This window comes from Nocardia arthritidis NBRC 100137, assembly GCF_001612765.1.
GTDB lineage: Bacteria > Actinomycetota > Actinomycetes > Mycobacteriales > Mycobacteriaceae > Nocardia > Nocardia arthritidis.
The window spans coordinates 245347-265011 of record NZ_BDBB01000002.1 but is presented as its reverse complement, the minus strand read 5'-3'; the positions used below and the strand labels follow the sequence as shown (position 1 = coordinate 265011).

General features: G+C 68.2%; 20 protein-coding genes, 1 other RNA gene and 2 pseudogenes. 11 read left to right on the top strand and 12 right to left on the bottom strand.

Annotation, left to right across the window (positions count from 1 at the left end; translation table 11 throughout):
- Positions 1-3: 3 nt before the first annotated feature.
- Positions 4-1317 carry an ABC transporter substrate-binding protein gene (locus NA8_RS02535; protein WP_063048700.1) on the bottom strand — a complete coding sequence of 438 codons (1314 nt, stop codon included), beginning with the start codon at positions 1315-1317 and terminating at the stop codon, positions 4-6.
- A gap of 416 nt (positions 1318-1733) precedes the next feature.
- Between NA8_RS02535 and ssrA the strand changes: the two genes are divergently transcribed.
- Positions 1734-2104, top strand: a transfer-messenger RNA (tmRNA) gene (gene ssrA / locus NA8_RS02530).
- 37 nt (positions 2105-2141) lie between these two features.
- On the opposite strand, the gene NA8_RS33395 is transcribed toward ssrA, so the two are convergent.
- A complete protein-coding gene (locus NA8_RS33395; RefSeq protein ID WP_157106479.1) occupies positions 2142-2282 on the bottom strand; it encodes a hypothetical protein in 141 nt (46 codons plus the stop codon).
- Between the two features lie 105 nt (positions 2283-2387).
- A complete protein-coding gene (locus tag NA8_RS02525; RefSeq protein ID WP_063048699.1) occupies positions 2388-3077 on the bottom strand; it encodes a DUF899 domain-containing protein in 690 nt (229 codons plus the stop codon).
- Positions 3078-3392: 315 nt separating this feature from the next.
- Between NA8_RS02525 and NA8_RS02520 the strand changes: the two genes are divergently transcribed.
- Positions 3393-4283, top strand: a complete 891-nt coding sequence (locus NA8_RS02520) for a phosphotransferase (protein ID WP_084466456.1) — start codon at positions 3393-3395, stop codon at positions 4281-4283.
- 136 nt (positions 4284-4419) lie between these two features.
- On the opposite strand, the gene NA8_RS02515 is transcribed toward NA8_RS02520, so the two are convergent.
- Entirely contained in the window at positions 4420-5169 is a 750-nt protein-coding gene (locus NA8_RS02515; protein ID WP_063048763.1) for an SDR family oxidoreductase, read from the bottom strand.
- A gap of 101 nt (positions 5170-5270) precedes the next feature.
- Here NA8_RS02515 and NA8_RS34815 point away from each other — a divergent pair.
- Positions 5271-5414: pseudogene (locus NA8_RS34815) on the top strand (transcriptional regulator); the annotation flags it as partial.
- Between the two features lie 185 nt (positions 5415-5599).
- Here the strand turns inward: NA8_RS34815 and NA8_RS02510 are convergent.
- Both NA8_RS02510 and NA8_RS02505 read right to left on the bottom strand, forming a co-directional pair.
- Entirely contained in the window at positions 5600-6457 is an 858-nt protein-coding gene (locus tag NA8_RS02510) for an MBL fold metallo-hydrolase (RefSeq protein ID WP_063048697.1), read from the bottom strand.
- Positions 6458-6463: 6 nt separating this feature from the next.
- Positions 6464-6937, bottom strand: a complete 474-nt coding sequence (locus NA8_RS02505) for a grhN (protein WP_245663641.1) — start codon at positions 6935-6937, stop codon at positions 6464-6466.
- 104 nt (positions 6938-7041) lie between these two features.
- On the opposite strand from NA8_RS02505, the gene NA8_RS02500 reads away from it, so the two are divergent.
- The 3 genes from NA8_RS02500 to NA8_RS02490 all read left to right on the top strand — a co-directional run bounded on the left by NA8_RS02500 (position 7042) and on the right by NA8_RS02490 (position 9442).
- Positions 7042-8175, top strand: a complete 1134-nt coding sequence (locus NA8_RS02500) for a helix-turn-helix transcriptional regulator (RefSeq protein WP_063048695.1) — start codon at positions 7042-7044, stop codon at positions 8173-8175.
- Between the two features lie 276 nt (positions 8176-8451).
- Positions 8452-8739, top strand: coding sequence for a hypothetical protein (locus NA8_RS02495; RefSeq protein WP_063048694.1), 288 nt, complete (start codon positions 8452-8454; stop codon positions 8737-8739).
- Between the two features lie 136 nt (positions 8740-8875).
- On the top strand, positions 8876-9442 hold the full coding sequence (locus NA8_RS02490; protein WP_245663649.1) for an MmyB family transcriptional regulator: 567 nt from the start codon (positions 8876-8878) through the stop codon (positions 9440-9442).
- A 25-nt stretch (positions 9443-9467) separates the two neighbouring features.
- On the opposite strand, the gene NA8_RS02485 is transcribed toward NA8_RS02490, so the two are convergent.
- Positions 9468-10376, bottom strand: coding sequence for an EamA family transporter (locus NA8_RS02485; protein ID WP_245663640.1), 909 nt, complete (start codon positions 10374-10376; stop codon positions 9468-9470).
- Between the two features lie 344 nt (positions 10377-10720).
- Between NA8_RS02485 and NA8_RS02480 the strand changes: the two genes are divergently transcribed.
- Both NA8_RS02480 and NA8_RS02475 read left to right on the top strand, forming a co-directional pair.
- Positions 10721-11119, top strand: coding sequence for an Ig-like domain repeat protein (locus NA8_RS02480; RefSeq protein WP_063048693.1), 399 nt, complete (start codon positions 10721-10723; stop codon positions 11117-11119).
- Positions 11120-11193: 74 nt separating this feature from the next.
- Positions 11194-12099: a universal stress protein gene (locus tag NA8_RS02475; RefSeq protein WP_169810442.1), complete on the top strand. Its 906-nt coding sequence runs from the start codon at positions 11194-11196 to the stop codon at positions 12097-12099.
- Positions 12100-12102: 3 nt separating this feature from the next.
- On the opposite strand, the gene NA8_RS02470 is transcribed toward NA8_RS02475, so the two are convergent.
- Entirely contained in the window at positions 12103-12558 is a 456-nt protein-coding gene (locus NA8_RS02470; RefSeq protein ID WP_063048761.1) for a hypothetical protein, read from the bottom strand.
- Positions 12559-12709: 151 nt separating this feature from the next.
- Between NA8_RS02470 and NA8_RS02465 the strand changes: the two genes are divergently transcribed.
- Positions 12710-13672: a GlxA family transcriptional regulator gene (locus NA8_RS02465; RefSeq protein ID WP_063048691.1), complete on the top strand. Its 963-nt coding sequence runs from the start codon at positions 12710-12712 to the stop codon at positions 13670-13672.
- A 114-nt stretch (positions 13673-13786) separates the two neighbouring features.
- Positions 13787-14401 (top strand): dihydrofolate reductase family protein, encoded by a 615-nt coding sequence (locus NA8_RS02460; RefSeq protein WP_063048690.1) that lies wholly within the window; start codon positions 13787-13789, stop codon positions 14399-14401.
- Positions 14402-14447: 46 nt separating this feature from the next.
- Here NA8_RS02460 and NA8_RS02455 read toward each other — a convergent pair whose 3' ends face one another.
- Positions 14448-15377: a hypothetical protein gene (locus NA8_RS02455; protein WP_084466454.1), complete on the bottom strand. Its 930-nt coding sequence runs from the start codon at positions 15375-15377 to the stop codon at positions 14448-14450.
- A gap of 303 nt (positions 15378-15680) precedes the next feature.
- Between NA8_RS02455 and NA8_RS32375 the strand changes: the two are divergent.
- A pseudogene (locus NA8_RS32375) lies at positions 15681-16347 on the top strand (DJ-1/PfpI family protein).
- Here NA8_RS32375 and NA8_RS02440 read toward each other — a convergent pair.
- The 3 genes from NA8_RS02440 to NA8_RS02430 all read right to left on the bottom strand — a co-directional run bounded on the left by NA8_RS02440 (position 16328) and on the right by NA8_RS02430 (position 19348).
- Positions 16328-16876 (bottom strand): thioredoxin family protein, encoded by a 549-nt coding sequence (locus tag NA8_RS02440; protein ID WP_063048686.1) that lies wholly within the window; start codon positions 16874-16876, stop codon positions 16328-16330. The pseudogene NA8_RS32375 and the gene NA8_RS02440 overlap by 20 nt on opposite strands.
- Before the next feature lie 84 nt (positions 16877-16960).
- Positions 16961-17920 carry a threonine/serine dehydratase gene (locus NA8_RS02435; protein ID WP_063048685.1) on the bottom strand — a complete coding sequence of 320 codons (960 nt, stop codon included), beginning with the start codon at positions 17918-17920 and terminating at the stop codon, positions 16961-16963.
- 33 nt (positions 17921-17953) lie between these two features.
- Entirely contained in the window at positions 17954-19348 is a 1395-nt protein-coding gene (locus NA8_RS02430) for a bifunctional lysylphosphatidylglycerol flippase/synthetase MprF (RefSeq protein WP_084466453.1), read from the bottom strand.
- Positions 19349-19665 lie beyond the last annotated feature (317 nt).

Below are 19665 nucleotides of genomic sequence, written 5' to 3'. Positions count from 1 at the left end.
CGCTTACGGCTGCACGCAGGGCTCGGTGAGGGTGACGCGGTCCTGGGTCGGGCCGTGATAGTCGGTCGCCAGGGTCTTCGCGCCCAGCGGCGCGGTCTGATCCGGCGCTTCGATGACCGCTCGCTGCCGGGTGAGGTCGGGTTTCGCCGCGCCGTAGGTGTATTCGGGTATCGCGCCCTCGTAGTCGACGCGCAGGCCGTGGACGGCTTGACGGACGCCCTTGCGGGTCAGCTTGCCTTCGTTGACCGCTCGGGTGAGTAGCGCCTTCATCGGATAGGAGAACATCCACCCGGCGCTGTAACCCCAGGTAGAGGGCTCGCGAGTCGCCGAGGCCCTGGCCTTCTTGGCGCCGGCGCTGATGCCGTCCCAGCCGTCCAGCGGCGAGGTCATGTTGTAGCGCGTCGTGATCGCCGACGCAGCAGGACTTTTCAGCAGGCCGCCGTTCCAGGTCGGGCCCGAGCCGAGAAATCTGCCCGGGAAACCGGCCAGCGCCGCTTTGCCCATGATCTCGCCCGCCTCGGCGGGCCCGGTGGCCAGGAGCACGAGATCGGCTCTGGCATTGAGGATCTTGGCGACCGCGGCGTCCTGGTTGCCGATCTGGGTGTTCGGCTCGGTGTCGATCTGCGCCACCATGTCGACGCGGTTGGCGGAGGCCCATTTCTTGGCGCCGGTGGCGTAGTCGCCGCCGTAGTCGCCCTGATAGCTGACCGTGACGATCGAAGACGGCTTCGCTTGGTGCTCGGCGATCCAGTCCAGGGCGATGATCGCCTCGGAACAATAGGAGTAGCCGGACTCCAGCAACAGGCCCTTGTCGCTGTTCTCGAATTGCCAACCCGACCACAGGGTTCCGGCAATGGCGATCATGTTCGCCGCGTCCATCTCGGGAAGTACCTTCTGCGTCTGCACGGTGCCGAAGCTCATGGCGAGCGCGAGGACGTGCGGCTCGATTCGCCGGTACGCCTCGGCGTGCTTCTGCAGATCGTAGTTCGTGTCCTCGGTGTAGGTGGCGATGTCCACCTCGTATTTGCCGCCGATGCCGCCCGCTTCGTTCACCGCCTTCCAGAACGCCAGCTGGCCGTTGTGAATGTCCTTGCCCAGCGCGGCGAACGGCCCGCTCGTGAGATCGGAGAGCACGCCCAGGTAGATACACCCCTTGCGGGAGTCGATCGCGTTCGGACACGGATCGGCGGTGACACCGGGTTCGGACGCGGCGGCCGACTTGTCGCTCAGGGCGGAGCACCCGGTCAGGACGAGTCCGGCGATGACGGTGAGGGCGGACAGGCGCAGCAACCTGTCCCGAATGGTGCGAACTGCCAAAGTGTTTCCTTAGTCTGAAATCGAGATCCGCTGCTCAGAGCCGATCGTACGGCTCGTGCAGTGTAAGTCGGGTTCCTCGCCGGGCCCGGAGAACCGGCTACCAGCATCCGGGAAGGATGGGGTCTACGAGCGGGCGGTGACGGGGATCCAGGTGAGCTGCGTGCCGTGACCCCCGGACCATATCGGAGGAACAGAGAACACGGTGCGTTCTCGACACCGCCCGAGGGTAGGAGGTTCCGGCCCGGGAACGCGGTGACCCCGAATGCCTCCTCCGACCCGCGGTGCCCACCCACCTCACTGGCGTCGGTGGCCCCGGCCGACGCCGTCGAGTGTGGGGATGGCCACGACCGGATATCGGGATGATCCGGCCTCTCGCCGGTGTTAATATGAACAGCCCGGCAAGGCGCCGGACGTACGGGGCTGAACGGTTTCGACTGCGTACGTAGATCTAGGGGAAGCGTGTCGGTGCAGGCAAGAGACCACCGTAAGCGTCGTTGCAACCAATTAAGCGCCGATTCTCATCAGCGCGAGTACGCTCTCGCTGCCTAACCAGCGAAGCGTCTCTGTCGGCCCGGGGCATGCCCTCGGCTCCGGTGCCGGCATCAGCTAGAGGGCTAACCGTCCTACTCGGTCGCGGAGTAGGACGGGACATCGAACAGCGACTGGGATCGTCATCCGGGCTTGTTCGCGGGACCCGGAGATCCGAGTAGAGGCATAGCGGACTGCACACGGAGAAGCCCTGGAGACGCGGCGGAGGACCCGGGTTCGATTCCCGGCAGCTCCACGACAAGGCCCCTCACTTGCATCGCAGGTGAGGGGCATTTTCATGCCGCTACGTCGGTCTCTTCCCGGGCCGTGCCCACATTTGCCCACTTCTCGGCGGCAGCGCGCAGACCTTCGCTCATCCGATCGGCCACGTCGTCGAGATCGTGCTCGAACAAGTGCCCGTAGTTGTCGAGCGTCATCGTGGCTGTCTTGTGCCCGAGCTGCCGTTGGGAGTTGCGGAGCTGCGACCCGCTCCTGCTGGAACTGCTGAGGAGGTCGTGGGAGGCGGTTGGTCAACCCTGGGTTCACGCATTCGGCTCGCCGTAGGTTGCGCCGATGTCCTGGGAACTGCTCCACCGGCTGTAGGTCGGCGACTGTGGCCAGCCGTCGGGGGAGTCCTGCCATTCCTCCTGCCTGCCGTAGGGCAGTAGGTCGATCAGGGCGAAGGAGTGGCTGAGCTGTTCGGTGCCGCGGCCGTTGGTGTGCCAGGTGCGGTAGACGGTGTCGCCGTCGCGGAGGAATACGTTGACCGCGAACCCTGCGCCGGGCGGTGCGCCGACATCGGCGCCGAAGGAACTGTTCGCGGTGGAATACCAGGCCATCTTGTTCCCGACCCGCCGCTTGTAGGCGAGTGCCTCTTGAATCGGGCCTTGGGTGACGATGACGAACCGGGCGTCGTAATTGCTCAGGAACTCCAGCCGGGTGAACTGCGAGGTGAATCCGGTGCAGCCCCCGCACTGCCACTGCTCGCCCGGAAACCACATGTGGTTGTAGACGATCAGTTGCGACATACCGCCGAAGAGGTCGGCCAGCTGGACCGGTCCCTCTTCGCCCTCGAGGGTGTAGCCGGGCATCTCGACCATCGGCAGGCGGCGGCGCTGAGCGGCGATCGCATCGAGTTCCCTGGTCGCGGCCTTCTCCCGGACGCGCAGCGCTTCGAGTTCGCGCTGCCAGGTATCGGCGTCGACGACGGGCGGCAGTGCTTGAGTGCTCATAGGGTCCTCCCTGTCCGGGTTCATAGCTCGAGGGCTGTAGGTGTAGACCCCGCCCGCTCGCAGAACTCATCGGCGACCGGCTACTTCCTCTCTATCGGGGCCTCCCACCCGCCTTCCGCTGACCGGAAAACGGCAAATCGGGGAAAACGGGCGGATTCTGTTTGGTTGCTGACTGTGGTGGAATTGCCGGAGTAATGTCCACTGAGCAGGGAAAATGGGGTGTTTGCCCCCCGGTATCTGGATGGCTGCCATGAAGCTCGAAGCCGAGATTCGCAACTTCTCCCGAGATGGGAGCGGGGGGCTTGGGAGGCTGACATGACTGCGGGAATCGCGGGTAACGGGATGCGGTCGATCCTGCGTGCCGCCTGTGTGAGCGTCGGGATAGATGCGAGCGATGCCGAACCGGTGGGGTCACAGGGGACCTATCGGTTGCGCGGCGGGCTCGTCGTGCGGATCGGCGAGCGGGGACAGAAACTCGCGACCGGGCGGGAAGTCGCGGTCGCTCGATGGCTGGAGACCTGCGGGGTGTCCGCGGCGCGCGTGGTCGCGAATATTCCGCAGCCGGTAGTGGTGGACGGCCGGCCGGTGACCTTCTGGCAGGAGCTGCCGCCGCATCACTCCGGCACGCCCGGCGAAGTCGCCAGGGCGCTGGGACAGCTGCACCGGTTGCCGCTGCCGGGGTTCGAGCTACGCCGGATGTCGCCCCTGGCCCGGGTGGAGGAGGAGATCGCCGCCGCGCACACGGTGACCGAGGATGACCGGCGCTGGCTGGGCAAACACTTGGAGGAACTGCGCGGCCGCTGGAAGGCGCTGCCGAAGGGGCTGCCGTGGTCGGTGATCCAGGGTGGCGGCTGGGAGGACGGCGTGGTGGTCGGCGACGACGGCGACGTCATCCTGGTCGGCTTGGGGCAGGCGATGATCGGCCCGCCGGAGTGGGACCTGGTGCACACGGCGATCGAGTGCTGGACCGCGGGCGAGTTCACCGCTTCGCAGTACGCCGAATTCTGCGCCGGGTACGGCCGCGACGTGATGCGCTGGGACGGCTTCTACCTGCTGCGCGACATCCAGGAGTTCCGGATGGCCTTGCAGTCGATGCGCGCCGCCACCGTCGACCCCGCCTATCAGCGGCAGGCGATGCGCCGCCTCGCATACATCCGCGGCGACGAGGGCATGCGGCCGTGGCCCGAGTGGGCGACCCTCGAATAGCTCGCCCGCCACGCCGCGACCCGTGGTCTCCGAACGGATGGCAGGCAGGGAGGACGTGGCCCAGGTGCCCGTCCCCGGCCAGGGGCGATGCAGTACCTGGGCAACGTCCGCCGGGGCGGTAGCGGCGAGCCGGTGATCAGCCCTGCTGAGTAGGGACGACGACGAGCTCGGCGATGTTGACGTGCTCGGGCACGCCGACCGCGTAGGCGATCGCGTCGGCGATGTCGCGGGGTTCCAGGATCTCGATCGCCGTGCGCCACTGTTCCAGCCCGGCGCGCTGTTGTTCGTCCTGCATCCCCGCGCCGAGTTCGGTGCCGACGAAGCCGGGTTCGATGTTCTTGACCCGCACGCCGCGCGGCCCGAATTCTGCCCGCAGGTTGCGGGTCAGGTGCGCGACCGCGGCCTTGGTGGCGGTGTACACGGCGTAGTTGGGGAAGACCGTGTGCCCGCCGATCGAGCCGACCAGCACCAGATCCGCTTGCCCGCCCCGTTGCGCGGCCGCGAGCAGGTCGTCGATGAACGCTCTCGCGGTGTAGAGCAGGCCGGTGATGTTGGTGCCGACCATCTGGTCCCACTCGTCGGTGAGCGCGGACTCGAACGGTGCGGCGAGCATGACGCCCGCGTTCGCGACGACCAGGTCGACGGAACCGAATGCCGCCCGTACGGTGGCCGCGGCGTCTCGCGTGGACTGCTGGTCGCCGACGTCGGCGAGCACCGCGAGCGCGTCCGCGCCGATCTCGGCGGCGAGTTCTTCGATGCGATCCTTGCGCCTGCCCAGCAGGGCGACCTTCGCGCCGCCTCGCGCGAGCTGTCGCGCGGTGGCCGCGCCGATTCCACTGGATGCTCCGGTGACGACCGCGACGCGGCCGGTGAGGTTGTTTGTCATGTCCACAACGTTGCGCGCCCGCGCGGCCGCCCGACAGGCTGCGGTCTTCCTGGTAGTCGCGGGGCCACCCAGGCTCACGTCGGCTCACCTAGGCTCGGATCATGGACTCCGACAATCGACTGGGCGCTTTCCTGCGTGCGCGCCGCGAGCTGGTGCGGCCGGAGGATTTCGGGATGTCCGGTGGTGGTCAGCGGCGGGTCGCCGGACTGCGCAGGGAGGAGATCGGCCTGCTCGCGGGGGTCACATTTCGGTTACGCACTCCTCAAATTGTGCGGGAAAGGCGACGATGTCACCTCTGCCTACACAGCCCCGTGATTCGACGCGGCAAGAGCACGAATCCTGTTGGATCGGTTAGGCAGTGGTCGAACCGGGAGCCGAGGAGTCGAGAGCGCGCCGACAGCCATCAGCAATACGGCAGCTGGGAGTGATGTCACTGCCGCGATGCCTCCGCGGACGAATACCCGGTCCTCGGATTCCCCTGGCAGGCCCGGGGCGGCTCGAAACTGAAGAGGAGGTGCTCGAGGACTGCCTGGTCAGGGCCGATGAAGGGGTCCGCGTCGGGTGCCGCGGCGAGCATGTCGAGGAACTGGGAGGTGCGATCCATGGCGGGTGGCAGATGGGTGCCGAGGAGCAGGGGCGGGTCGAATGATCGCAGCGTGGTGAGGGTGTCGAGGTATTTGGCGTGGTCGACGGTGTGTACCCAGGGACTGTCCACGGTGGCCCAGAGGAGTTGGCGGTCGCGTAGGTCGGTCTTGTCGAGGTAGGCGACGTCGGGGCAGGTGGCGAGGTCCGCGGAGGGCATCGGAGCGCCGAAGCAGTCCGAGGTGAAGCAGGCGCCGGTGTGTTCGTCGTAGCAGCCGGTGGTCGACGGGTTGTCGAACAGCGGTGGACGGAAGGCGGTCAACCGGCGGTCGCCGACGTCGAGTGATTGGCCCGGATTGAGTAGGTAGACGCGCTCCAACGGGACCGGAGCAGCCATCGACATGATGCCCATCCCGAGGAACGTGGTGATCAGGCGGGCGCGCGGCGCGGCGTCGAGCAGTTCGTGCAGCGCACCGGTGTGGTCTCGGTCCGGGTGGGTGATCCAGATCCACTCGACATCCCCCGGGTCCAGCACCGACCCGAGGGTGTCCATGAAGCCGCGGCCGGGCAGGCTCAGGCCGGTGTCGATGACCACCGGCTCGGCCGCGTGCAGGACGAAAGCGTTGACCGGGACGAACCCGATTCCGGGCACCTGCTGATAATCGCTGAGGATGCTGATGTCACGACCGATGCAGTTGATGTCCATGACAGTTCACTCCTGGTCATCGAAGTCGACCCGGATCCGCCAACGCGCGATGGTCGACAGATCCTCGGCGGTCGGGGCGTAGCCGCGGCTGGTCTTCAGTCCGAGCTCGAATGGTGACGCGCCGTTGTCGAGTGCCTTGCGCATAGCCGTTCCCAGCTCCTGCGGCGTAGACGACACCAAGACCGCCCGGCCGTGCCGGACGCGTCCTTGCCGGGTCACCGCGACCGGTATGGAATCGGTGAAGTTCAGCCGCCACGGCCGTTCAGTGAAAACCGTCGGCACGCCGTCGATCGTGTGCAGGCATACCGGTACTCGTAGCGCCTTGCCGCTGCGTCGGCCGGTGAACTCCAACAGGGCCTGCAGGGCGATGCGCCGCCCCAGTACCGGATTGGTGAGAACCCGCCGGACGAGTGGGTTGATCATGCGCATGAGGGCCGGGGGTGGCGGGGCCAATCGGACCCGCGTCGTCGTTGTTGTCATCGCTGACTCCTTTGTTACCGACGACGCTAGGGACCTGCCGGCCGCCTCGAAATACCACAAACTTGGCATTTCGGGACGTACACGCCCGGTCGTACTGTTGGCTGATGAGCGCGGATACCTTTCAGCGCGCAGCCGACAAGATCAGCCGGCTGTGTACCGAGCCTCGAGATCTGGTGTCGCTCTGGCAGGAGTCGACCGAAGTCCTCGCACGCGCCGTCCCGCACTTCTGGACACCGTGCTTCTACACGCTGGACCCGGCCTCACTGCTGATGACCAGCCACTTCCATCACGGTCTCGACGAGTTCCCGAGCGATTGGCTGGTCAGCGAGTATTACGCTGACGACGTCAACCAGCTCGCTGACGTGGCCCGCTCGAAGTCGGGCATCTCCACCCTGCACGAGCTGACCGGCGGCGACCCGTCGAGCAGCCCCCGGTGGCATCGGAACATGACCATGGGCGGCGACCAAGAGCTCGTCACCCGCCTGCGGACCCGCTCCGGTGAGGTCTGGGGTGCGCTCGCGCTCTATCGCGAACCTAAGGCGCCGATGTTCACCGAGGACGAGAAAGGCTTCGTGCAATCTGTGGCGCCCGCACTCGCCGAGGGCGCCCGCGCGGCGTTGTTGCTGGGGCAGGCGCGTCAACCCGACTTCGCCGATTCACCGGGTTTGCTGATTCTCGATCACACCGGAGACATCGAATCCACCACACCAGGTGTCGCACATTGGCTTTCGGAACTCCCGGACGGCGATCCGGACACCGGCAGACTACCGTCGTCGGTGCTCTCGCTGGCCGGTCGAACGCTGCGCGCGGCCGAGCACCCGCGTAGCGGCGACATCACCGTGGCCCGGGTGCTGTCACGCAGCGGCGCCTGGGTCGTCTTGCACGGCGCCTGCCTCGACTCAACCGGTCACCGGCGCATCGCGATCATCATCGAGCCCGCCGCCCCGGGTCGGCTCTACCCGCTGTTGATGTCCGCCTACGGCCTGACCGAGCGCGAAAAGGACGTCACCCGGCTGGTCCTGCAAGGCGCGTCGACTTCCGAGATCGCCACCGACCTGGTGGTCTCCGCCTACACCGTCCAGCAGCACCTCAAAAGCATCTTCGGCAAGACCGGCGTCCACAGCCGCCGCGACCTCATCGGCAAGGTCTTCTTCGCCCACTACGAGCCCCGATTCCGCGACAACGAAGCCCGAGTCCGCAACGACCAACCGCTCCGCGGCGAACCGTGGCTGACGTGAACAGCGCGGTCCGTGGCTTCCTCCGTCAGGGTGACTGCGAGCCATGGAATGCACGTCCGCACATGCCGATTTCAGTGCGTTTCCTCCGGCGCGACTGGCCTTCGTGGCTCTCACGTACTCATAGTTGCGGTCAGCATGATGGACTCGTCGGATGGAGAAAGCCATGGGTCTCGACACTCATTTCGCCCGGCGAGCACAAGACATGGAGCTGAAGCCGATCGACCCCAACCGGCTTCCCGAGCGTGAATACCTCCGACAGTTCGCGGCGCGCCCGGCATGTTCATCGGCTTCACCAGCGTTCGTGGCGTGACGTGCTTCCTCGACGGTTACGACTATGCCGCGCGGCGATCAGGCAGTCCGGGCCTTGATGGCTTCCGCGACTGGCTTCTTGCCAATCACCTTCGCCGCCGAAGCAGCTTCGCCTGGCCCGGTCTGGTCAAGCAGATCGCGCTGCCCGAGTGGGACTTCGTCACAGACCTCAGTCCCGAGCAGGAAATCCACACCCTCGAGGTTCTGTTCGACCTGCTCGATCGATTCCTGGCAGAACGTGAAGCCGTAAGCTGAATATCCGCTTCTGCCGCCTACCGCGCGACCGGCCAGCCTCTCCGGCACAGGCAATGCCGCCTCCGCGCAGCCTTGATCGGCTGACCGGCTCGGTGGTGGGACTGAGCGAGGAATTCTGAGGTGCTCTTTGCGCTGGGTGGCGCCGGGGCTACTGCGCCTGATGGAGGCGTGGCCGCACACGCCCGCGGTGGTGCTCGGCAGATACTTGGACGTCCTGGCGGCGAATCCGCTGGCCGCGGCCGTCAATTCGTGCTCGGTTCCGGGCGTCAATCAGGTGCGCATGGTCTTTCTCGATCCCGAGGCGCGCGATCTCTACGGTGACTGGCCGACCATCGCGGCCGATACCGTCGCCAGCCTGCGGGCGACCGCGGGCGCGGACCTGGACGATCCGCGATTGACCGAGCTGGTCGGGGAGCTGTCGCTGAAGAGCGAGGAGTTCCGGCAATTGTGGGCGCGCCACGACGTCCGGGTGAACACCGCGGGCGTCATACACTTCCGCAACCCCATGGTCGGGGACCTCACGTTGTCCTACGAGACGTTCAGCGTCAACGGCGCGCCGGGCCAAATACTCATCGCCTACCACGCGGAACCGGGTTCACCCTCGGAGCGATCGCTGGCGCTGCTCGGCAGCTTGATCGCGGACGACGGGGAGACGACCGGTGCCGAGCGCCGTGACGCCGGTGCGTCTCGGCCACAGCGCTGAGCGAGTCCGTCCCCGATCGGCCGACTCAATCCTTCGCTTCGGTCCGTGTCGCCCCCGCCGACGCCGCCACCACACACCCGACGCCCGCCCACTGTCCCAGATTCATGACCTGACCGAGGACGACCAAGCCCGCGATCGCCGCGACCGCGGGCTCCAGGCTCATCAGGACACCGAACACGCGGGGCGGAATCCGCCGCAGCGCTTCCAGCTCCACCGAATACGGCAACACCGATGACAACATCGCCACCGCGAATCCCGCGGCGAGCACGGCGGGCTGCAACAGCGCGGCGCCCGCATCGATCACGCCGACCGGCAGCATCACCACCCCGCCGAATGCCATGGCGAGCGCCAGTCCGCCCCCGCCGCTGGTCCGTTCGCCGAGGGCGGCGCTGAGCAAGATGTAACCCGCCCAGCACGCCGCCGCGGCCAGCGCGAACATCACCCCGACCCAGTCCACGTCTCCATCCGCCCGGGTGAGCAGCAGCACCCCCGCCCCGGCCAGCGCCGCCCACAGCGGGTCGATCCAGCGCCGCGATCCGGCCAGCGCGACGGTGAGCGGTCCGAGGAATTCGATGGTCACCGCCATACCGAGGGGGATCCGGTCGATCGCCTCATAGAACGAGAGGTTCATCAGCGCGAGGACCCCCCCGTACCCGAGCACGACCGGCAGCGCACCACGCCCCACCCGTAGCGACGAACGCCAGATCACCAGCAGGACGATCCCGGCGAAGACCAGCCGCAGCGTGACCGCCCCGGCCGCGCCGGTCGCCGCGAACAGCTGCGTGGCCACCGCCGCGCCCACCTGCACGCTGACGATGCCCGCCAGCACCAGCGCCGTCGGCGGCACGCCACCGAGCCCCTGCGCGGCGACCCTGCGCCGGACGGGTGCAGGCTTCGCGCCACGCACCATCCGCTCGAAGTCGATCGCTACCACACCGCACCTCCGTCGCTCCAGGGGAAGCCCCTCGGATACACAACCACGAGGGGACGACACGACCGTCAGTCGGCACGAGACCCCGTCGCCGAGCCGGGCCGCACGCCGCCGGTGCGGTGAGCGGCTGAGGTGGCGCCGGGTCGAACACGGCGGAACCGGCCCCTCCGAGCGGGGCCACCGAGGAGGACATGCGACGACGGGATCTCGGTGCGCCGGTGCGAGCCGAATTCCGCGGTTCGCACCCCGTCGAAGCCGCGCGGGAGTGAGGATCTAGTAATCGCGTCGGTGCGCGCGGCCGGCGTTCGTTCGACGAGGAGCGACTCACGACCGATAGGACCACCCGAATGCGAAGACGAATCGGTGCGACAGCGGCGGCGATCGGAGCCGTCGCGGCGGTCACGATGGCCGAACCGCCCTGGGCTGGGGCCACGGTGACCCAGGTCGGGATGTATCCCGGCCTCAATTTCGGGTTGGTGACAAATTACGGGACGGGCTGCACCTATACCGCGCGAGCCGCCGTGACCGACGTCGTCGCACCGGTGGTGTTCTACGACAACGGCATTCCGTTCGGCGTGGTCCGGCCTTCCGGCGGCGTCGCGCTGATCGAGTGGGTGCCTGCCACGCAGGGACCGCACACCATCAGTGCTGTGCAGGAGCCGGACGCGCCGTACGTGGCGAGCATCGACCTCCCGGTCGGCGAAGGCGTCCACCTGGGCTACGCCTGCGTCGTCCGCGGCGGTTGACGGCGCCGTCCGCGGGTCCGCCGCGCCGGTGATCGGCGGTCGAGCTCGATCTCTTCGGCGGGAAGGAAATGAGCATGCGAAACAACCGGCCGATCATCGTCGGTGTGGACGGGTCCGCCGGGTCGGCGGCGGCGGTCGCGTGGGGAGCGCAGGCCGCCGCGCAGCATCGGGCGCCGTTGCGTCTGGCGCACGTGGTGGATCCGGTCGCCGACTACGGGCCCGGGGTCACCGAACCGCTCACCAGCACCGACTACGCCCGATTGGAGGGGCACGGTCGCTGGGTGCTGGACACCGCGGCCGAGGAGGCGCGCATCGCGGTCCGAGCGCTGCACGGCATCGAGATCAGCACCGAGCTGGTGCACGAGCCGGTCGGTCCGGCGCTGCTGGACCGCACCGGCGGAGCGCGGATGATGGTGGTCGGCACCCGCGGTCGCGGGACCGTACAGCGTGCTCTGCTGGGATCGGTCAGTGCGGCGCTGGCGCGCCGGGCGCGCTGCCCGGTGGTCGTGGTCCGGGAGGGCGCGCCGCTCACCGCGGAAGCCAGGAAGAAGCTGATCGTCGTCGGCGTAGACGGCACCGAGATCAGCGAACCCGCGATCGAAGCGGCGCTGCACGAGGCCTCGGCGCGGGGTGTGCCCCTGCTTGCCCTGCACGTGTGGACGGGGGTCGAACTGCCGTCGGTGAGCGCCGAACTCGCGGTGGATACCGAGAAGCAGATCGTGCTGGCGGAAAGCCTTGCCGGGTGGCAGGAGCGTTTTCCCGATGTCGAGATCCGGCGCGAGATCGTGACCGACCGGCCCGAGCGCTGTCTGCTGGAACGCTCCGGGCAGGCTCAGTTGCTCGTGGTGGGCAGCCGCGGTCGAGGCGGGTTCGCCGGCATGCTGTTCGGTTCGACCAGTCAGGCACTGCTGTTGTCGGTGGCCTGCCCCATCATGATCGTTCGCGACGTCTCGATGGCGGTCCGCTACCTGCCCGACTGAGCGTCACGCTCCGGTCGTGGAGCCCGGCCGCACGATCATCAGAACGGTGACCGCCGCCCACAGCAGGTTGAACACTCCCGTGTCCATGGCGAGACGGCGGGTCAGCGCCGGAGTGGTCCCGGTGAGGTCGGCGAGGACCTTCTGCTGCCCGGGCAGCACGAGCAGTGCCAGCACGCCGGCCGCGGCCGCGGTCAATCCGATCGACACCACCAGCCAGGTGTCGCCGAGCACGCCGAGACCGAACGCGGTGAGCACACCGAAGGCCGGGACTGCCACGCCGAGCAGGGCATAGACGCGGCAGATGCGATGCAGCGTGCCGAGGACGGCGGGGTCGTGCCCGGTCGCGGTGGCGGCGAGGGCGCGGCGGGTGGTGGCGGGAAACATGCTGGCCGCCACCGCCACCGGGCCGACGGCGATGATCACGGCGAGCACGTGGACCGAGAGGAGGAACTTCGTCACGGCGGTCGACACTAGCCAGGATCTGGTGCCAGCGGAATTGGCGAAAGTGCCACATACCGCTCGATTCTCGCCAGGGCGATGAAATGCGGATATTCGGCAGCAGCCAGTTCAGCGCATTGGCTGGAATCAGCCGGACGCCTAAACTATCGCCATGCACACCGTGGTCGTCCTCGCGCTGGACCAGGTGATCGCGTTCGATCTGGCGACGCCGGTGGAAGTGTTCGGGCGTACCTGTCTCCCTGATGGCAGGCCCGCCTATCGCGTGCTGGTCTGCGCGGGCACCCCGACGGTCGACGCCGGGCTGTTCACGATGCGAGCCCCGCGCGGGCTCGACGCGCTGGACGAAGCCGACACGATCGTGCTGCCCGGCTGTGCCGACCCGGCCGTTCCGGTGCCGGACGAGGTGATCGACGCGCTGCGCCGGGCCGCGGCCGCGGGCACCCGTCTCGCGTCGATCTGTTCCGGCGCCTTCATCCTGGCGGCGACCGGATTGCTGGACGGGCACCGCGCGACCACGCATTGGCTCGCCGCCGCGGCCCTCGCGGCCCGCTACCCGGACATCGACGTGGACCCCGACGTGCTGTACGTGGACAACGGCTCGCTGCTCACCTCGGCGGGCGCCGCGGCCGGAATCGACCTGTGCCTGCACATGATCCGCCGGGACTACGGCTCGGCGGTCGCGGCCGACGCGGCCAGGAAGTCGGTCGTCCCGCTGGAACGGGAAGGAGGACAGGCGCAGTTCATCGTGCACGACCAGCCGCCGACGCCGCGCGGCTCGGCGCTGGAGCCGGTGCTGCGGTGGATCCAGGACAACTCCGCACGGGATCTCACCCTCGACGACATCGCCGCCCAGGCCGGAATGAGCACTCGGACGCTCAACCGGCGGTTCCGCGAGCACACCGGGACCACGCCCCTGCAGTGGCTGCTGCGTGCGCGAATCCGCCGGGCCCAGCATCTGCTCGAAGCCACCAGCCACCCGGTCGACCGGATCGCGGGCCAGGTCGGCTTCGGGTCGCCCACCGCGTTCCGCGACCGCTTCAAGCGGGTGGTCGGCACCAGTCCGCACAACTACCGCGCGGCGTTTCACGGCTCCGATGCGAACCTGTCCGGCTAGGGCGGGGGCGGCCCGGATGGGGCGCGGCGACGGCGGTCGCGCCGACCGATGAGTTCTCGCGCGTCGTCCCGTCGGATCAAGCGACATCGCAATACCGATCCAGGAGCAACGCACATGAGGAAAATCACCGCCGGTCTGTTCATCGCCCTCGACGGCGTCATCGAGGATCCGCAGGACTGGCACTTCCCCTACTTCGACGACGCCATGGGCGCGGCGGTCGACGCCCAGCTCGGCGCCGCCGACACCCTGTTGCTCGGCCGCAAGACCTACGACAGTTTCGCGGGCGCGTGGCCGGAGCGCGAAGCGGCCGGCGGCCCGGACGCCGCGTTCGCGAAGAAATTGGGCGACGCGCGCAAGATCGTGGTGACCCGGCAGGATCTCGACTTCACGTGGCGCAACTCCGAAGTGATCGACGGCGATCTGATCGACGTGGTGACGGCGCTGAAGAATGAGCCGGGCGGCGACATCGGCATGAGCGGCTCGGTCTCGGTCGTCCGTCAGCTCCTGGCCGCCGGTTTGCTGGACGAGTTGCACCTGCTGGTGCACCCGATCGCGGTCGGGAAGGGCGAGCGCCTGTTCCAGGACGGCGCGGCCACGGTCCCGCTGCGCCTGCTGTCCTCGGAGGCTTTCGCCACCGGCGTGCTGCATCTGGTCTACACCCGCGACGAGGTCGCGTCCACCGCGTCCTACGACGACGCGAAAACCCATCTTTCGCAAAGCGTTCAGTAGGCGCAGTCGTCCGGCCCGGGGGTGTCGGCGGCCGTGGCGCGAACCGCTAGTGTCCCAGCGTTTTCGCGACGATGCCCCCGGTGACGGCTTTGATGAGATAGCTGGTCGAGTCGTGTGGCGACGCGCCGTTGTCGAAATGCTGTTCGGTGACCGGGATGACGGCGCTGCCGGGGTACGGCGGAAAGAATGAAGCGAGGTCGAGGTGCGCCGCTACGAGGTCGTCCTCGTCGACCAAGTTGTGCCATTCCGTCACCGATTTCGGCACGGTGCTCGGCTGGGGGCGCAGGCGGTCGTACACGACCGAGCGCAACCCGAGCGGCGAGCCCATGGTCAGCAGGGTGACCGGATGGTCGGTGCGGTGCAGCGCCTCGTAGGCCACCACGCTGCCCAGCGAGTGCGCGATGACCAGGCGGGTGTCGGGACCGACCTGCTCGAGCACCTGCTGCTGGGCGTATTCCCGTACGTCGTCGTCGGTGAAATACCGGGCGACCTGGGACAGGGCGCGGATGACGAACTTCTGCGCCAATCCGAAACCGAACGGCGCGAACCAGCGCAACCGCATCAGCGCGTTGAGCGCGGGCCGCAGTCTCGCCTGCGCTCCCTGCGCCACCGCGTCCGGCGGCGGGAGAGTGCCGAGGCGACGGGCCGTCGCCCGGTCACGCTCGTCGCCCGCGTGCGCGGCGGCCGTCGCCAGCCACTCGGCGGCGAGCTGTTCCATCAGGTCGAGCTGGGCGTCGTCGGGTTCGATCCCCGCGCCCTGCGCGCCCTCGACCAGGAAACGATTGCCGTAGAAGGCCATCCGGGTCGACAAGTCGCCGGGAGAACCGTTGCGCCACAAGCGGTCCGCCAGCTCCGGCGCGCCGTGATTGCGGACGCCTCCCGCGAGTCCGGGCAACCAGCGCGCCTCCAAGGTGTCGGCCGATTCCTGTTCCTGCGCGATGCCGTGTACAAGGACGATCGTCGCCAATGTCCCCACCCCTTTCGATCCCCGGTGTCGCCGAACAGTGTCCCTCATCGCGGCCTGCTCGTCAGCACGGGCCATCTTTCGGGCCGGTGCCGCCTGGGAATCGCTTTGCCGAGTGGCCCAATCGAATTGGCGAGACCGAACGGCACACGTTCGGCGATCGAGTGTTGGGGGAGACCGATCCCGAGCTGCCGGCCGAGCGGGAAGCAGGGTCGCTCCACCGCGCACATCATGGCGCTCCCGGCGTCGATCGACACACGGTCAATGCAATGAAACGCTGATTCTTTCTTTGACTCATCATCGGAAGGGTCGACGATGACCAGATCGGAGGGGCGCGGCCCGGGCAAGACGGTGCGCATCGCGATCGTGACCTTTCCCGGGATGACCGCGTTCGACGCGATCGGCCCGTACGAGGTGCTGCGTTTCGCGCCGGGCGCGGAAATTCGCTTCGTCTGGCATGAGCCGGGGCCGATCATGACCGACAGCGGGGTGCTGGTGCTGGGCGCCACCCATTCGTTCGGTGAGACGCCCACACCCGACATCTGCTGGTTCCCGGTGGCCCCGGCTCGGCGGCGGCTGCCGTCGCTGACGCGTTGCTGAGCTGGCTGCGGCGAGCGCACAAGGGCACCTTGTGGACGACCTCGGTCTGCGGGACGGAAGAATCGCCACCGCCGCGGGGGTATCCGCGGGCATCGATCTGGCGCTGTGGCTGGTGGGGGAAGTCTTCGGTGCCGAGCAGGCACAAACCGCTCAATTGATCATCGAGTACGACCCGCAACCGCCGTACGACGCGGGTCACGTCGGCAAAGCATCGCGCGCCGTGCGGCTGTCCGCCACCGCCCAGCAGGCCCGGACCGTGGTGGAACCGGGGAACTTCGGAGAATTCGCCAGATTGTCGGCCGCCGTGCCGCAGCTGGCGTGGCGCAGTGCGATCCGTCGGGTGCGCGCACGCGGGAAGATGCTCAGGCGTCCCGCCACTTGATCGAGCAACCCATGCTCGGTCGGTGCGGTTCGGGGGCGGGCTCGCCTGCCAGCACGGCTTCGACCGCCGTGCGCAAGTCGTTTCCGGTCAGCGGCTTCCCGTTTCCGGGCGTCGATTCGTCGAAGGCGCCGCGGTAGGCGAGCCGGAGGTTCGCGTCGTAGAGGAAGAAGTCGGGAGTGCACGCGGCGCGAAAGGCCCGGCCCACGTGCTGCTGCTCGTCGACGAGATAGGGGAAGGTCCAGCCCGCGCGGATCGCTTGGTCGCGCAGCCGCAGCGGTGCGTCGTCCGGGTAGGCGGACGCGTCGTTGGTGCAGATCGCCACGGTGGGCATGGACGGCAGGGAATCGACCAGTTCGCCGAGCGCCGCCTCGATGTGCTTGACGTAGGGGCAGTGGTTACACGCGAAGACGACCAGTAGTCCGGGGCCGGCCGCGAAATCGTCCCGGGAGTAGATCCGCTGGTCGAGGTCGGGAAGCGAGAAGTCGGGTAGCGCTGTGCCGATGGGGACCATGTGTGAGGTATGCGCCATGGTGTGCCTTCCGTCGGGATCGCAGAGGACAGCGGGAGCCTAACCCCGTGTCGTCCGATTCGTCGGAAATACGCCGCTGAGCCGTCAGTCGGCGTGGCGGCCGTCCGAACCGGTCAGATCGGACGGATCGGTGTTCGCTCCGCACAGCACCACGCATACGCGTTGGCCCGGGCGAGGCCGGAACGCGGGCTCGTCGCCGAGGATCGCCGCCAAGGCGGTCGCCGCACCGTGCTCGACGGCGATGCGGCGTTCCTCCCACAGCTCGTGGCGCGCTGCGACGATCGCGGCGTCCTCCACGAGCACCGACGCCACGTCGTAGTGTCGCGCGGCCGCCAGCGCCAGTTCCGAGGCCCGCCGGGCACCGAGCGAGTCGGCGGCCACCGAGTCGACCTCCACGTCGACGACCTTCCCGGCCGCGATCGCGGCATGCAGTGCGCGGCAACGGGCGGGCTCCACGGCGACGGTTCGGACACCATAGTGATCGGCGGAGGTGGCCACACCCGAGAACAGCCCACCGCCGCCGACGGCGACCACGACGGCCCCGAGATCCGGGATCCGCTCGCGGATCTCCGTCATCAGCGTGCCCGCGCCTGCGGCGATGAGCGGGTGGTCGTAGGCGTGGGAGAGCAGGGCGCCGGTGGTGTCGGCGAATTCGCGACTGGCCGCGAGCGCGTCGGCGTATTGCGTCCCCACCAGATGGACGTCGGCGCCGTAGGAGTTGAGCCGGTCCACCTTGACCCGCGGGGCGGTGGTCGGCAGGAACACCGTGGCCGGAATCCCCTGACTGCGGGCAGCCCACGCACAGGCGAGTCCGGCGTTGCCGCCCGAGGCGATCGTCACGCCCACCCGCGGGAGCGTGCCGTTCTCGCGATGCGCGAGCAAGAAGTTGAGCGCGCCGCGGGCCTTGAAGCTCCCGGTGTGCTGGAGGAACTCCAGTGCGAACCACAGTTCGCCCGCCTGGTCGGCCTGCGCCACCGCCACCGGCCTGACCAGTCCGCTCACCCGTTCGGCGGCGGCCTTCACGTCGCTGTGGGTCAGTTCCACGCGGCTCCTCGGGACATGGTCGTGCGCCGCCGCTCAGAACTCGCGGCGATGCGGGACGAACTCCAGGGTGAGCAGGGCGGCGGCCGCGATCACCACGTCCCGCCAGCGGACCAGGACGTAGCGCTGATCGGACAGCGCGTGGAACTTCCGCAGGAAGCGGTAGAGCGATTCCAGCCGGATCAGCGGATCGGCCAGGTGCGCCAGCACATAGAACAGGGTGGCCGTGCGCGATTTGTCCTTTTCGGCGAACAATTCCGGGAACGGGGCGAACGCCAGGGAGATCCGATGGATGTCATGCGCCGCGGCGTAGTCGACCAAGTCGACGATCATGCGTTCGTCGAGGCCGTTTGGCGCGTCCTTGCGCCGCCACGGGACGTCCAGGCTCAGCTCCCGTCCGCGCCCGGAAATGCCGTAGCGCTGGAAGCCCACGGGACTGCCGTCCGCGTCGTTGGCGATGACCACCAGCATGTTCGGATTCCGCCCGTCGAGCAGATGGTCGAGGATCATCGAGAAGCCGCGAGTCTGCCTGCCGCGGCGCCATTCGTCGACGATGGCCAGCAACTCCTCGCGCCGCGCCGGGGTGAGGGCGGACTCGTACACCACCTCGGTGGTGACACCGAAATTCCTGGTGCGGCTCACGGCTTGGCGCAGATTGCGGAACTTGCGTCCGACGAGGTTGAACTCGTCCACGTCGATCGCCACGTCGCGGCCGATCGGCACCGCGCGCAGCCCGCGATGCGCCAGTGCCCACATCTGCCACAGCTCGGTCAGTTCCGGGCTCGCGCCCAGCACGGCGACGCGCCAGCCATGGTTGACCGCGAAGTCGGAGAACGCCGCGACCAGTTCGGGGAATGCCGCGCGATCGCCGATCGGGTCGCCCGCGACGACGGCGATGCCGAAGCGGGTGCGATAGCCGATCGCGGCGGTCGAGGACGCGTTGAAGAAATAGGCTTTGGACGAGTGCAGGGCGAAGGGAGCCAGCGGGTCGCCCTCGGTGCGGCCGATCAGTTCGGCCACTCGATACACCTCACCGGGCTGCGGTCTACCGGCGCGCGGCAGCACCACGACGAAACCGGTGGCGGCCAGCAGGACGAATCCGGCATCGGCATGCTCGGCGCGGTAGGCGAGATGCGCGACGGCGAGCACCAGGACCGCGGCGGTGACGTGCGGAAGCGTGATCGGCCTGCGCAGGTGCAGTCCGCGTGCGACGAAGACCCCGGACAGCGCGAGCCCGACGAACCAGCCGTGGTCGGCCCCCTCTTGCGCGGTCAGGTTGGACTCATAGGCCAGGATCAGCGCGATCAGCAGCGCCACCGTGATCAGTGCGGCGCGCGTTCCGGGGGTGGTGGTGAAGGCGGCTGCCCGGTAGCCGCCGAGTGTGGTGGCGCGCAGGGCGCGCGAGCTGGAGGTTCCCCGACCGTCAGGCACGACCGAACTCCGCCCTGCCTTCGCGCTTCGTTACCCACGACAGCTTCGCCATGGTGGCCCTCCACATGATCGCCTACCGAACACACTATGCGGCCCCCTTGGTCCAGGGGAAACACCTTTCCGAAACCAGCCGGTAGGCGGCACGAACCAAGGCGTTACAGACCAACGGCGCTGCACGGCAAACATCGGATGAATCTTGTTTATTCCTTCGTCGCCGAAGTGATCGGTCCGGGGGAGCGAACGGTCACGGTGGAGTCGCGGGTCGGCCCGTCGTGGGAAACGGTCGAGTCGTACATGGTGATGCCGTGCCGCGCGCC

Bases quoted from the DNA above. Each gene is read 5' to 3' on its own strand.
- NA8_RS02510 (WP_063048697.1), bottom strand. From the start codon at position 6,457: ATGGACATCAACTGCATCGGTCGTGACATCAGCATCCTCAGCGATTAT.
- NA8_RS33395 (WP_157106479.1), bottom strand. From the start codon at position 2,282: ATGACGCTCGACAACTACGGGCACTTGTTCGAGCACGATCTCGACGAC.
- NA8_RS02475 (WP_169810442.1), top strand. From the start codon at position 11,194: ATGCGAAACAACCGGCCGATCATCGTCGGTGTGGACGGGTCCGCCGGG.
- NA8_RS02460 (WP_063048690.1), top strand. From the start codon at position 13,787: ATGAGGAAAATCACCGCCGGTCTGTTCATCGCCCTCGACGGCGTCATC.
- NA8_RS02500 (WP_063048695.1), top strand. From the start codon at position 7,042: ATGAGCGCGGATACCTTTCAGCGCGCAGCCGACAAGATCAGCCGGCTG.
- NA8_RS02520 (WP_084466456.1), top strand. From the start codon at position 3,393: ATGACTGCGGGAATCGCGGGTAACGGGATGCGGTCGATCCTGCGTGCC.
- NA8_RS02505 (WP_245663641.1), bottom strand. From the start codon at position 6,937: ATGACAACAACGACGACGCGGGTCCGATTGGCCCCGCCACCCCCGGCC.
- NA8_RS02465 (WP_063048691.1), top strand. From the start codon at position 12,710: ATGCACACCGTGGTCGTCCTCGCGCTGGACCAGGTGATCGCGTTCGAT.
- NA8_RS02495 (WP_063048694.1), top strand. From the start codon at position 8,452: ATGTTCATCGGCTTCACCAGCGTTCGTGGCGTGACGTGCTTCCTCGAC.
- NA8_RS02525 (WP_063048699.1), bottom strand. From the start codon at position 3,077: ATGAGCACTCAAGCACTGCCGCCCGTCGTCGACGCCGATACCTGGCAG.
- NA8_RS02440 (WP_063048686.1), bottom strand. From the start codon at position 16,876: ATGGCGCATACCTCACACATGGTCCCCATCGGCACAGCGCTACCCGAC.
- NA8_RS02515 (WP_063048763.1), bottom strand. From the start codon at position 5,169: ATGACAAACAACCTCACCGGCCGCGTCGCGGTCGTCACCGGAGCATCC.
- NA8_RS02480 (WP_063048693.1), top strand. From the start codon at position 10,721: ATGCGAAGACGAATCGGTGCGACAGCGGCGGCGATCGGAGCCGTCGCG.